Genomic DNA, 13,156 nt, shown 5'->3' on the forward strand with positions numbered 1-13,156 from the left:
TTTCCAGTTCTTCTTTTGCCTAGGCGGCGTCTGCGCAGAGCTTTTCCTTGCGGGCGGCACCGCCATGAGCGTCCAGCAACCGTTCGCGCCAGGCCCAGAGCGCGTCGTCCTCGGCAAGCAGTTCAAACGGGCTGGATATCCGGGCCCACATCAGCGTTCCGAAGAGTGCGTAGTCTGAGAAGCTCGGGGCCGTGCCGCCGATAAAGGGTTGTTTCTCTATCACGGCCCGCGCGGGCGCCAGTGCCTTGTGCAGGTCGGGAAGTCTGTCTTCACGCCCCTTTTGTATTTCTTCCAGAGATTTCCCGAAGCGTGCTTCACGAGACTCCTTGAAATAAGGCTGATCGCGCTCGTCGCAGGCGAGATAGACGTCATGGACGATGCATCCGGCAACCAAAGGGTTAATCGTCCGGTTGGTCCATTCTGTGATGAAAAGTGCAGCGCCGCGACCGGCCTCACCGCCGAAAAGGCTGGGGTTGTCCGGATAGCTCTCCTCAAGATAGCAGGCGATGTCCCAGCTATCGCAAATCACGGTGTTGGCATCTTTCAGAACCGGGACGAGTTTCTGGCCGCTGAATTCCAGCTTGTCCTTTTCGCCGAAACGAACGTGTTCGACCGTTGCATCCGCCTCGAGGCCTTTGTGGGCTAGGGCCATGCGGGCACGCCATCCGAAGGGGCTGAAGCGGGCACCATTCTTGGCGGACAGATCGTAAAAGGTAATGGCCATGGTGTGTTTCCCTCACAAGCGGCGATTGTCTTTCCGGCGGCGATCTTGCCGTGCCAGGCGCGATGCAACAAGCTCAGAAGAGGGAAGGCAGTCCTCGCTCTCGCGCACGTGTTTCCATGGCGTCGATTTCTTCGTAATCGGCATCGTTCAACGGAGAGAATCCGTCGATCAGGAGCGCATCGCGGGCGGATTGTGCGGACGGGTCGGCGATCGCCCGTTCGATTCCGCGCCGGTAAGCAGCAAGCGTTTGGTCATCGATGCTGGCGGGGACCGCATAGGGCAGGCCCGGCGCATCAGGTGTCCTGGCAAGAACCTCGACCGCATCGCATTCCTGTGGGGCATGTTTCTGCAGCAGGGCCCAGGTGACGCAATCGATTGCGGCCGTGTCGGCTTCTCCCGAGGTGACCATCGAAACACTTGCCCGATGACCGCGGCTGCACACCGCGTCGCCAAAAATGCCTGGCTTGATCCCGTGTTCCGCAAGCAGGGCGCGGAAGGCACTCATGCCGGACTGTGAAAGGGCACCATTATAGGCCAGCCGTGCACCTTCAAGAGCCTCAATCGACGTAATCCCGGCGCCGCGCTGGACAATCACCACGCTACGATATCGCGGCCCGTCGCATCCCTCCGTCCGGTAGTGCGGCGTGCCGACAACGCGCAGCGCTTCACGATATCGCTTGCGCAGCGGATAGCCGCAGATCTGGGTGAAGAACAGGTTCGGGTCGGACCAGGGGGCGCTCTCTTCCATTGACCGGGTGCGGTGCTGTGGGATGCCGGTCAGGCTTTCAGCGGCAAATCCGCGCGCCAGTGCTTCCCACCAGGCGTTCGTCGCTTCCCGAGTTTCCGGAAAGTCGTACATGTCGAGCGTGGCAATCATCAGGCGGTATGTTCCGGAAAGCGCGAGAGCAGGCCCTCAATATAGTCGTCCAGGGCATGGCTCTGGACGACCGCGTCGCGGATCAGCTGGTCGAAATGGCGGGTCAGGGTGCGGATATGTTCGGTGGTGTTGAAGACAAAGAAGCTCTGGCCAAGGAAGAGCGAGGCGCGCAGCGGGCCGAAGATGGTCAGTGGGGCGGAGTATACTCTACGTCCGTCGAACAGGTAGAGGCGCATTCTGGGATACAGCTCGTCATGCAATTGCCGCATGTACCGCAGCTGCTCGTATCGGAGCGCCGGGGCCAGATCGTGCCAGATACTGGCACCGGCGGCGAAATCGTCCAGAGCCTGCCGCGACATACAGATCTCGATATCGGTTTCAGGGCGGCGTGTATAGGCGAGCTGGTCCTGTGCCCGTTCCAGCGCGCTGTCTCGCTCGAACGCCTCAACGACGCCATGCTCGTAAGCCAGGATCTCCGGTGTTTTTACTTGATCGGGCAGGTTGCTCGGTACATAGCGGATCTTGTAGCCGGCGGCTTCCGCATGCCATTCGGCGATGTTTCGGTCGACGGCAGCCCGTGATGCTTCGGTGATGTGGATAGAGCGCTGCAGGATCTCGGCGCCGAGCTGCTCCTGCTGTGTCAGACCGAGCAGCCAGTCCAGGCTGACCTGCAGTGCCGAGGCGATGGCCGCAACAGTATCCGCGCGGGGGAGGCGTTCATTGTCGGGTGACAGCAACTGGGACAGTGTCGAGCGGTCAACGCCGACACGCCGGGCAAGGCCGGACCGGTTCATGCCGGCGCGTTCCATGCTTTCCGCGAGGCGGGTCCGGAAGATTTCGACTGTGTCTCGGCGGTCCAAGGCGGTTCCTGATGGGAAAATAAGCAATGTTTTGTTTTATCTGCATATTGAAAAAATAGTCAACAAATGCTGCAAAAATAGCGCAAACACCCGTTGTTGCGGCTGTGCGGTGCAGCATAGCTTTGCAGCATGTTTGAACGTCATCCCGCACAGATTTCTCAGCAAGTCCCGGAAGTACCTGTTTCTCCTGGTAATGTTGACTCGGCTTTTACGCTGTCCATCCCGTCGGTCGAGTGGCAGACCGTCATACTCTGGAGCGTTATTCACGGCCTTTTCGCCGCGCTGACCTATTGGCATGCTGCACTGCCTATATGGCTGTTGCCCCTTCTTGGGGCGCCGGTGGTCGCCTGGCATGCGAGTTACCAGCACGAGGCAATTCACGGTCATCCGACTAGAATTGGCTGGCTCAATACCCTGCTTGCCGGGCTGCCGCTGATGCTCTGGGTGCCGTTTGGCATCTATCGAGACAGCCATCTCAAGCATCACCGCAACGAATATCTGACCGATCCGATCGAGGATCCTGAATCCTTTTACGTTACGCCCGAAGCTTGGAGCAGGTTCTCCGAGCCGCGGCGGATGGTCTATCGCGCCGTGAACACGCTCGCTGGACGGCTTGTGCTCGGTCCGCTCTTTGTCGCAAGCCTGTTTCTTTGGCGTGAGGCGCGGGACTTTTCGCGAGGAAAGGGGCGTCTGAAGGATTGGACCGGCCATGCCATTGGATTGGCCGTGCTTGCGGTCTGGATTGTCGGGGTCTGCGACATGCCGCTCTGGCTCTATGTAATCTGCTTTGCCTATCCGGGGACGGGGGTGTTGCTGCTTCGCTCGTTCGCCGAACATCACGCGGCGCCCGAAGCGGTTGACAGGACAGCGATTGTCGAAGCGGAAGCGCCGCTGGCGCTGCTCTTCCTGAACAACAATTTACATGTCGCGCACCATGCCAGCCCGGGCGTGCCCTGGTACGCACTGCCGCGCTATGAAGTTCTACGGCGACGTCTGACTGGCGGCCGCGAGGAGCGGGTCTATCGAGGATACCGGGACGTGGCGCGGCGGTGGCTGTTCCGGCGGAAAGAACACCCGGCACACCCTCATTATTGATCCAGTAAAGAGCGGCGGCTTTATTTGAATGCCGCCGTTTTTATTGGACCTTTATTCGATCCGGGGATCTTCCCGCCGCTTGGCCATATAAGCTTTCAGCTCTTCGTCTATCGCCGGGTCGATTGGCGGTGCCTCGAACTCCTCAAGCAGGGCGCGGTAGGTCCGGTTCGCTCGCGTTAACGCGTCCGGGCTGCCGGCTTCCTCCCAGCTTTCGAAATTGCGCCAGTCCGAGAGCAGCGGTTGGTAGAATGCTGTCTCATAGCGTTCCAGCGTATGCGCGGTGCCGAAGAAATGCCCGCCAGGGCCGACATCACGGATCGCATCCAGGCCGAGGCTCGCCTCGTTGATCTCCAGCGGCTGCAGGAACGCTGCCATCCCTTGGAGGAGTTCGAGGTCGGTCACGAACTTCTCGAACGAGGCGGTGAGGCCTCCTTCCATCCATCCGGCGGCATGCATCACCAGATTGGCCTGCCCAAGCACAACGGGCCAGAGCGACATCATGGATTCCCAGGCTGCTTGCGCATCGACGGCATTCGAGGCGTTGGCGTTTGTCGAGCGGTAGGGCAGCCCGTACTTGCGGGCAAGCTGGCCGCCGACGAAAGCCGCCTTGGCATACTCCGGCGTCCCGAAGGCGGGAGCGCCGCTGCGCATATCCACGTTCGAGGTGAAACCGCCATAGATCACCGGCGCACCGGCGCGGATCATCTGAGTAAAGGCGATGACCGCGAGAGCTTCGGCGTTCTGCTGGGCAAGGGCGCCGGCGATGGTCACCGGGCTCATCGCGCCGGACAGGGTGAATGGGGTGACGCAGATGGCCTGGCCATGACTGCTCATTTCCATCAGGCCCTGCAGCATTGGCATGTCGACCCGGAGAGGCGAGGAGGTGTTGATGATGGAGTGCAGACCGGGCCGATCGACAATAGTGTCGCGCGTTTCTCCGCGGGCGATACACAGCATGTCGATCGCATCGCTCGGCCGTTGTCGCCCGAGTGAATAGGCGTGATGCACCTTGTCGGACAGGGTCAGGAAGGAATAATGGCAATCCAGATGCCGGGTCTGGGGCGGCAGGTCGACCGGTTCGACCGGATAGCCACCAAACAGATGGATGATGTTCGCGGTCTGGCCCATGCGGATGAAATTCTGGAAGTCGGCGTAATTGCCGTCCCGGCGCCCACCTTCGAGATCGCTGCAGAAGGGGGCACTGGCGATACTGGCGAAATTGATGTTGTTGCCGCCAAAGGCAAGGTCCCGTTCCGGCCGGCCGCCATGAAGCGTGAATTCCGAAGGAGCCTTGGCCACATATTCAAGCACCATCGCCGGATCGAAGCGGACGCGCTCTGAGCCTTCTTCGACCTCAGCACCATGCTGCTTCAAAATGTCGCGTGCCGTCTGGTCGAGGAAATCAATTCCGATCTCGCTCAGAATGCGGAGCGACGCGGTGTGGATCGCCTCCAGCTCATCCTCCGAGATGATCCCCATTGGCGGATAGGGGGAGCGAAGCCGGTGCCATTCCGCTTGTCTGATTTTCCGATCCGTGACGGCCGAATCCGAGCGTTTTCTTGTTCGTTCGCGCTTTCTTGTACGGCTTGGAGCTTCGGTCATTGTGATTGGCGCCTCCAAAAAGACCTTTTTATTGCCTCAATGGTGCCCATTTTGAGGGGGTAACTGTCTAGCCATGCGGCGACAAAACGTTAATATCGGTGGTCGCATTTGGAACGAGAGGTGATGGAAATCAGAATGGAGAAATGATCGTTCAGATTTCTCTTCTCTCTATTTTTGATTTCTACTTCCTGTGAAACCGCGCTATATCGGGCTCTTCGTTGCGGCAACGTAAAAAAGCAAAGATAAATTAAGAGTAATTTTCTTTATTTTTGAGTTGTAAGTGAAATTGTTAGACCTAGTTAAGAATTATAGTTAATTTTGTTTAGTGTTAATTTGATTGTCACCAGATGCTATTCTACGAATCCTTTAGTTTTTGTTGGAAATAACACCGAGGCGTTGTAGAAACCCGGCACTCTCGGTCCTATGTTTGAATATCGTGACTGAGAATCAACTTCACTCAACCGCTAGAGACTGAGAATGGCCGCAGCAAAGCAAGCACTGAATGGTAGTGATGATCCGAACTATCGCGTTACGAACAATAACGCGATTGACGTCCATGTGGGACGGCGTGTTCGGTTGCGCCGCACTCTCCTTGGCATGAGCCAGGAACAACTGGGAGAGGCGCTGAATATTACCTTTCAACAGGTCCAGAAATACGAGCGCGGCTCCAACCGCATCAGCGCATCCCGCCTGTGGGACATCGCGCAGATCCTCGACGTTCCCGTCAGCTTCTTCTTCGATGATATGACGGACGACACGGCGGCGAACTCTCCGCGCAAAGTGCGGTCTGGTTCTTCGACGACCGAGTACGAGGAAAAGCCGAACGACCCTATGGCGCGGCGCGAAACGCTCGAGCTGGTTCGTGCCTACTACAACATCACCAATGTCGGTGTGCGCAAGCGCATCACCGAAATGGTGAAGTCCGTCTCCCAGGCTCTGCCGGGCGACGCATAAACAGTCCCAATGGCCTGGAAAAAAGGCCCTTGAATGAGAGAAGCGGGTGGCCTTTGGCCGCCCGCTTTCTTTTTTCGGGCGCTTCGTGGCTCAGCGCTCTGGTTCAGGCGAGGGCGACAACCGGCTCCATCTTGTCGAGGATGTCGTCCGCCAAGTGGCACTTGACCCGGTGACCGCCGGTCAGCGTTCGTGTTGCCGGGAGGTCCGTCTCGCACTTGTCCCCGGGGACCTCGCTCTTGTGATGGCACCGGGTCTGGAACGGACATCCGGACGGCGGGTTCATGGCGGACGGGATGTCCCCGTCCAGCACGATATGCTTCTTCACCACCTTCGTGTCCGCGATCGGGATCGCCGAAAGCAGGGCTTCGGTATACGGATGATAGGGCGGAGAGAAGACTTCCTCGGTCGTGCCCTGTTCCACGATATGGCCGAGATACATGACGACCACGCGGTCCGCTATATAGCGGACGACGGAAAGGTCATGGCTGATGAACAGCATTGTTGTGCGCGAAGCCCGCTGAATATCCATGAGCAGCTCTGTCACTGCCGCCTGGACGGAGACGTCGAGGGCGGATACCGGCTCGTCCGCGACCACGACTTTCGGCGCACCGGCAAACGCGCGGGCCACACCGATCCGCTGTTTCTGCCCACCTGAAAGCTGTCGCGGCATGCGTTTGGCGAATTCACGGGGCAGCTTGACGAGATCGAGCAACTCCAGCATCCGGTCTTCGCGCTCTTTCGGGCTATTACCGATGCCGAAGCGTTCAAGCGTGCGGACGATCTGGGAGCCGACCGTGTGGCTCGGGTTCAGGGTATCAAACGGGTTCTGGAACACCATCTGGATGGAGCTGATGGTGCCGGTGTCCCGGTCGCCGATATCGGTGCCGCCGATTTCGGTGTTGCCGAGGGTAACGGTGCCTTCCGTCGCGGTCTCAAGGCCGAGCAGGATCTTAGCGAGTGTTGATTTTCCACAACCGGACTCGCCAACGATTGCGACGGTTTCCGCCTCGCGGGCCGAGAAGGTGATTTCCTCGTTGGCTTTCACGACGCGGGTCTCGCCGCCGCCGAACATCTGGTTCGCGGCCACCTCGTAATACTTCTTCAGGCCATCGACCGAGAGGATGGTCTCTCCCGGAACCGTTGCCTCGACGACGCCCTCGTGTTTAGGCGGCGCGTCCCAATCGATTTCCGCCACCCGCTCGCAGCGCGAGAAGTGGGATTCAGCCATGCCGGTATCATGCATCCGGATCTCGCCGACATCGCATTTTCCAGCTTCGAAGAAAGAACAGCGTGGTCCGAAGTTACAGCCGTTCGGCCGCTCGTGCGGCAGTGGCAACTGACCGGGAATGGCGACCAGGGGATGAGAATATTTGTCCGCGCCCGGCAGCGGGATTGAGCGGAACAGGCCCTGAGTGTAGGGATGCCGCATGCGGTCAAAGACATCTTTCACGGACCCGGTCTCAACTGCCTCACCGGAATACATCACTGTGATCCGGTCGCAGGTCTCGAGAATCAGGCCGAGATTGTGGGAGATGAAAAGCATCGATGTGCCGAAACGGCTCCCGAGTTCTTTCACCAGATCGACGATACCCGCTTCGACCGTCACGTCGAGGGCTGTCGTTGGCTCATCCATGAGCAATAAGGCTGGTTTTGACAGCAGCGCCATGGCTATGACAATGCGCTGTTGCTGACCACCGGAAAGCTGGTGTGGATAGGAATCCATCATCCGCTCCGGGTCGGGCAACCGCACCAGTTCCATCATCTCCAGAGCCCGGTCATAGGCTTCGTCCACTGACGCGTTCTCATGCAGGATCGGCACTTCCATGAGCTGCTTGCCGACCCGCATGGCGGGGTTCAGGCTGGCCATCGGTTCCTGATAGACCATGGCGATCTCGGAGCCGCGGATTTTCCGCAGCTCTTTCTCGCTCATGGTGGTCAGCTCACGCCCCTTGAACTTGATCGAGCCGGCGGTGATCTTTCCCCGGTTGGAGAGGTCCCGCATGACGCCGAGAGCGACCGTTGACTTACCGCAACCGGATTCACCGACTAGGCCCATGGCTTCACCCGGCATAACCTTGCAGGAGAAGTCCATCACGGCGGGGATTTCGCCGGCGCGAACGAAGAAGGAGATCGAAAGGTTCGTAATCTCGAGGATCGGTTCTGTCATCGTCGTGCCTCCCTCAATCTTTCAGCGACTGCTCGCGCAGTCCATCGGCTAGCAGGTTCAGTCCGAGGACGAAAATTGCGAGGGCCAGGGTTGGAGGCAGGGCGATGGTGGGAACGATCCGGATAAAGGCCCGGGTCTGGTTGATCATAGATCCCCAGTCAGGGCTTTCGGGCGCCAGGCCGAGGCCGAAGAAGCCGAGCGTGCCGAGCAGGATCGTCGTGTAGCCGATACGCAGGCAGGCATCGACGATCAGCGGGCCGCGGGCATTCGGCAGGATCTCCCAGAGCATGATGTACCAGGCGTTTTCGCCTCGTGTCTGGGCGGCGGCGACATAGTCCCGCGTCTTGATGTCCATGGTGATGCCGCGGACGATACGGAACACCGTCGGCGCATTCACAAAGACAACCGAGGCGAAGATGTTCAGCTCGTTCGGCTCAAGCGTGATGATACTCAGCGGGTCGGCATTGAAGACCAGTCCTGAATAGAGCCAGCCGCCGATCAGAAGCACACAGATGAGCTGGATCGTCAGCAATCCGGGACGGGTCGCGTATCGGCTGTAGAACAGCACGCTGAAGAAAATGATCGGGAAGATAAAGAAGAACCCGGCCATGGCCACGGGGATAGGGGTTTCCCGGATGCCCGGTGTGACTAGCAGGTAGAACAGCAGGATCACCGGGAAAGCCAGCACCAGATTGGCGAGGAACGACATGATCGCATCGATCTTGCCGCCGTAATAGCCAGCCGGGAGGCCGATGGTAATACCGACGATGAAGGCGAACAACGTCGCCGCCGGCGCGATGATGAGCACAAAGCGGGAGCCATGCACCATCCGGCTGAACAGGTCCCGCCCGAGATTGTCTGCCCCGAAGAGCAGGGCCTTGCCCGTTTCAGCGTCGATCACCCCGGGCGCCTTGCGTTTCAGCATGGCGAACTGCTGCAACGGATCGAAGACCGCGACCCAGTTGGCGAAAAAAGCCGTCGTGATCCAGAACAGTACGATTACAAGCCCGACCATGCCGATGGCGCTGCCGAACAGGCGACCGTAGAGGTTTAGGCTGTGGCGGAAGTAGTAGCTAACGGAGAGGATGACCGCGAGAGACAGCCAGACCGGCCAGAACTGGCTGATCACTGTTCCCCAGATTTCGAAGAATCCAATATATTCCAGCATTGCCTTATCTCCCCCCTCAATTCACGCGAATGCGCGGGTTGAGATAGGCGTACCCGATATCTGAAATGAGCTGCGTGAGCAGTACGACGACGACCGACACCAATGAACAGCTAAGCAGCAGATCAATGTCGTTATTGTCGGCGGCTTCCACCAATGTCCATCCGAAGCCTTTGTAGTTGAACAGCTTCTCGACAATGACGACGCCGGTCAGGAGCCAGGGAAACTGCAGCATGATTACAGTGAAGGGGGCAATCAGCGCGTTTCTCAGCGCATGACGCAAGACCTGGGCTCTGAACGACAAGCCTTTAAGGCGTGCCGTGCGGATATATTGTGCGGTCATGACCTCGGCCATCGAGGCGCGGGTCATGCGGGCGATATATCCCGTGCCGTAAATCGCCATGGTCATGACGGGCAGCGCGAAATTGTTGAAGTCGATGCCTCCGGCCTTCGAGACGCCCTTCAGGACGCCGAGCCAGGAGGCGAACAGAACCGTAAAGAGGATGCCCGAAACATATTCGGGCGTCGCCGTTGAGGCGATGGCCACGACCGAGAGGCTCCGGTCTGTTTTCGATCCCTCTCTCATCCCAGCCAGCACACCGATGACTAGGGCGGATGGCACCATGGTGATCATGACCCAGAACATCAGGGTTCCGGTATATCCGATACGGGGAGCGAGAACTTCTGCGACCGGTTTGCGGAAGCGGGTAGAGTAGCCGAAATCGCCTGTTGCCGCGTTACCAATCCATACGGCATAGCGCTCCAGGATAGGCCGCCTGTAGCCTTCCTTCAGCAGCCAGCTTTCGACGGCTTCCTCGGTCATGCGGTTGTTGTTCTGTTCAAGCGCGAGCTTCTTCAGATTCGGCTCGAGATTGACCAGATAAAAAACCACGAACGTCAGGCAGATCATGGTCGCGACCATGACCCCCAGTCGTCTCAGGATGAATACCAGCATATTGCCCCCGTGTGCCCCGTTCCGGGCGGGCCTTGTTTGCCCTTATTCTTCTCCCTTTTCGGGAGTTAAAAGCCCGCCCCGGTCCAGGCCGGGGCGGGCTCGTTAATGTCGGATCAGGCTTCGTCGAGCCAGACTTTTTCGAAATGCATCTCGAAGGTCGGGTGCATCGCATCGCCCTGAACGGACTCGGCCATGTGCTTGTAGAGCGCCCGCCAGTAAGGCTGGATGATAATGCCCGCATCCTGGAGCGTTTTTTCCAGCTTCTCCATCACTGCGCGCCGCTTGTCGGCATCGGCAATCGACAGGGCCTCTTCGAGCGTCTTGTCGAATTCTGGATCGGACCAGCCGGCTTCGTTCCAGGCTTCGCCCGAGCGATAGGCCAGCGCCAGAACCTGCACGCCGAGCGGGCGCATGTTCCAGTTGGTCGTCGAGAACGGATACTTCGTCCAGTTGTTCCAGAACGAAGATGACGGAATGATCGTCCGCTTGATCTTGATCCCGGCGTCGCGGATCTGGGCGGCGATGGCGTCGGTGGTGTTCTTCCGCCAGTCATCGTCGATGGAGATCAGCTCATGCTCGAAATCGGACTGACCGGCATCTGCCAGAAGCTTTTTCGCTGCTTCCGGATCCCGCTTGATCATCGGCAGCTTGAAGTATTCCGGATGCATCGGTCCGACATGGTGGTTTTCGGCCACGCTGCCGGCTCCGCCATACCCGATCTGCAGGACGATGGAATTATCGACGGCAAGCTGAAGAGCCTGACGAACGCGAACATCGTCATAAGGCTTGTTGGAGACGTTCATGCGGGCAACGATGGTCGCCGCGGTGATCGCTTCCGACTTCTTCAGGTCCAGGCTGTCGAGAATTTCGACGAAATCCGCCGTGGTCTGGTAGTTGACGTGGACGTCGCCTGCTTCGAAGGCTGCGACCTCGGCCGCCGGATCGGTGCCGTAATCGGTCCATTCGATGGCGTCGAGATAGGCCTCGCCACCCCACCATTTGCCATCCTTGCGCCGCACGCAGCGGGCGGATACACCAACTTCGAGCGAGTCCAGCTCAAACGGGCCTGTGCCGACCGGAGCCTTGGACAGATCTGCACCGTTCTTGTCGAAGTCGCGATGCACGATCAGCGCCGGATAGTCGGTCATACCCGGGATGATGCTGATGTCCGGCTTCGGCAGGGTGAGCTTGACGGTGTGGCTGTCGACCTTGGTGATGGCGCCGTCGAGTACCTTGTTGGTGGCAGGATCGATCATGGTCGCCATGCGGCCGGCCATCGAGTTACCCTCGACGTCCTTTTCGCACCAGCGGGTGATGTTAAAGATGACGTCATCCGCATCGAACGCGTCGCCATTGTTCCAGGTAACGCCCTTGCGGACCTTGAGGACATATTCGGTCGCGGTGTCGTTGACTTCCCAGCCTTCAAGCAGCGCGGGCTCGAAAGTGTAAGCCGATGTATAGGACACCAGGTTCTCACAAACCTGCCGCGCGACATTGCCCATTTCCGACCAGTCGAAGATCCGGGGATCAACCACACGGCGAACAGACATGGAAACCTTCAGCGTGCCGCCCTTCTTTCCAGCGGCCTGCGCTGTGCTGGGTGCCGCCATGCCGAGCAGGCCGTAAGCGGTTGCCGTTGTCGCGCCGAACGCGCTGGCAAGCGCGAGGAATTCGCGCCGGTCCATCTTGCCTTTTTTCGTGTCGGTCGCCCAGCTGCTGACCATATGGTGCAGCGGCCGTCCGGAACGGTCTTTGAATTCCCTGTTCATTTTTGTCTCCCAGTTTTGTAATGGTGCGCCGGAGCACGCTTGGCGCGGATCTTAATGCTCTCAAAACGACAGGCAAAGTGTCGTTTGTAGAACATTTGATGGCCAGTAGTGCTAAATAACGCTGGAGCAGGCGTTCAAGGCAATCGGAACATTCCTGCCGGTATTTCGCCTCCTGTTCAGATCCATTGAAATCGAACGTGTGAGCGAGCTTTGTTCATTTTTATATTACTCTCACTGTTCGACTGCGAACGCAGATTCAACACTGTCAGCACGGCAAACATTCATGTTCGAATAGCCATGAAGACGCTACGTTTCGTTAATTAATAGTCATCATGAGCAACGGCTAATGCCGATGTCAAAGAATTTATCTATTAGCGACATCGAGTGTGCCGGAGAACCGAATCGACTGGTGTGAGCGCGGAATTCCGCCGTTCCGCAACTGTTCAAAAAAGGACGTAGAATGCGCGTAGAAGACGCTCTGAGAGAAGATTTAGCCCTCGTCGGAATTTTGAACGAAGCCGAGATTCCGCACGTCAACAGTATCGATAATAGCGGTTTTATCTGGTTCTTGGAGACGGCGGATTATTTTCGCGTCGCCAGGGACGGTGACACGGTTGCGGGTTTCCTCATCGGCTTCCTGCCCGGACGCCCCTATGACAGCCTCAACTATCGATGGTTTGGGGACAGGTATGCGTCATTTCTTTATGTGGACCGGATCGTGGTCTCGCCTGCAGCACGTGGACTGGGCGTCGGGCGAAAACTCTATGAGGATTTTGCAAAATTCGCGGCGGGCCGGGCCGAGCGGCTGACTTGCGAAGTCAATGTGCGGCCGTCAAACGAGGGTTCTCTCCGCTTTCACCATGCAATTGGCTTCACAGAGGTCGGCCGTCAGGAAACGGAAGGCGGGACCAAGGAAGTGTCTCTGTTGGCGATGGATCTGACCGGGAATATCGCGCTGGGGGACGTTACGTCAGGGAACACCAAGTAG

At 58.4% G+C, this 13,156-nt stretch carries 11 protein-coding genes; 3 read left to right on the forward strand and 8 right to left on the reverse strand.

Features of this window, described 5'->3' with window-relative positions:
• Window positions 1–19: 19 nt before the first annotated feature.
• The 3 genes from K328_RS0101370 to K328_RS0101380 all read right to left on the reverse strand — a co-directional run bounded on the left by K328_RS0101370 (window position 20) and on the right by K328_RS0101380 (window position 2,461).
• The gene (locus K328_RS0101370) at window positions 20–724 is read right to left on the reverse strand and encodes a glutathione S-transferase N-terminal domain-containing protein (protein WP_028464429.1); all 705 of its coding nucleotides are present in this window, start codon (window positions 722–724) and stop codon (window positions 20–22) included.
• 73 nt (window positions 725–797) lie between these two features.
• Window positions 798–1,601, reverse strand: a complete 804-nt coding sequence (locus K328_RS0101375; RefSeq protein ID WP_051284273.1) for a phosphate/phosphite/phosphonate ABC transporter substrate-binding protein — start codon at window positions 1,599–1,601, stop codon at window positions 798–800.
• Window positions 1,601–2,461, reverse strand: a complete 861-nt coding sequence (locus tag K328_RS0101380) for a helix-turn-helix domain-containing protein (RefSeq protein ID WP_028464431.1) — start codon at window positions 2,459–2,461, stop codon at window positions 1,601–1,603. Before K328_RS0101380 ends, K328_RS0101375 begins: the two co-directional genes overlap by 1 nt.
• Before the next feature lie 129 nt (window positions 2,462–2,590).
• Here K328_RS0101380 and K328_RS0101385 point away from each other — a divergent pair, with 129 nt between their 5' ends.
• The gene (locus tag K328_RS0101385; RefSeq protein ID WP_051284275.1) at window positions 2,591–3,556 is read left to right on the forward strand and encodes a fatty acid desaturase; all 966 of its coding nucleotides are present in this window, start codon (window positions 2,591–2,593) and stop codon (window positions 3,554–3,556) included.
• A 51-nt stretch (window positions 3,557–3,607) separates the two neighbouring features.
• On the opposite strand, the gene K328_RS0101390 is transcribed toward K328_RS0101385, so the two are convergent.
• Complete coding sequence (locus tag K328_RS0101390) at window positions 3,608–5,158, reverse strand: trimethylamine methyltransferase family protein (protein ID WP_028464433.1); 1,551 nt, start codon at window positions 5,156–5,158, stop codon at window positions 3,608–3,610.
• Between the two features lie 477 nt (window positions 5,159–5,635).
• On the opposite strand from K328_RS0101390, the gene K328_RS0101395 reads away from it, so the two are divergent.
• On the forward strand, window positions 5,636–6,112 hold the full coding sequence (locus K328_RS0101395; protein WP_051284277.1) for a helix-turn-helix domain-containing protein: 477 nt from the start codon (window positions 5,636–5,638) through the stop codon (window positions 6,110–6,112).
• Window positions 6,113–6,215: 103 nt separating this feature from the next.
• On the opposite strand, the gene K328_RS0101400 is transcribed toward K328_RS0101395, so the two are convergent.
• The 4 genes from K328_RS0101400 to K328_RS0101415 form a co-directional block, all read right to left on the reverse strand.
• A complete protein-coding gene (locus K328_RS0101400) occupies window positions 6,216–8,279 on the reverse strand; it encodes a dipeptide ABC transporter ATP-binding protein (protein WP_036553024.1) in 2,064 nt (687 codons plus the stop codon).
• Between the two features lie 13 nt (window positions 8,280–8,292).
• The gene (locus tag K328_RS0101405; RefSeq protein WP_036553026.1) at window positions 8,293–9,447 is read right to left on the reverse strand and encodes an ABC transporter permease; all 1,155 of its coding nucleotides are present in this window, start codon (window positions 9,445–9,447) and stop codon (window positions 8,293–8,295) included.
• Window positions 9,448–9,463: 16 nt separating this feature from the next.
• On the reverse strand, window positions 9,464–10,399 hold the full coding sequence (locus K328_RS0101410) for an ABC transporter permease (RefSeq protein WP_028464437.1): 936 nt from the start codon (window positions 10,397–10,399) through the stop codon (window positions 9,464–9,466).
• A 113-nt stretch (window positions 10,400–10,512) separates the two neighbouring features.
• The gene (locus K328_RS0101415) at window positions 10,513–12,168 is read right to left on the reverse strand and encodes an ABC transporter substrate-binding protein (protein WP_051284279.1); all 1,656 of its coding nucleotides are present in this window, start codon (window positions 12,166–12,168) and stop codon (window positions 10,513–10,515) included.
• A 460-nt stretch (window positions 12,169–12,628) separates the two neighbouring features.
• Between K328_RS0101415 and K328_RS22060 the strand changes: the two genes are divergently transcribed.
• Complete coding sequence (locus K328_RS22060) at window positions 12,629–13,156, forward strand: GNAT family N-acetyltransferase (RefSeq protein WP_051284281.1); 528 nt, start codon at window positions 12,629–12,631, stop codon at window positions 13,154–13,156.

The sequence above is a fragment of the Nisaea denitrificans DSM 18348 genome (assembly GCF_000426505.1).
Lineage (GTDB): Bacteria > Pseudomonadota > Alphaproteobacteria > Thalassobaculales > Thalassobaculaceae > Nisaea > Nisaea denitrificans.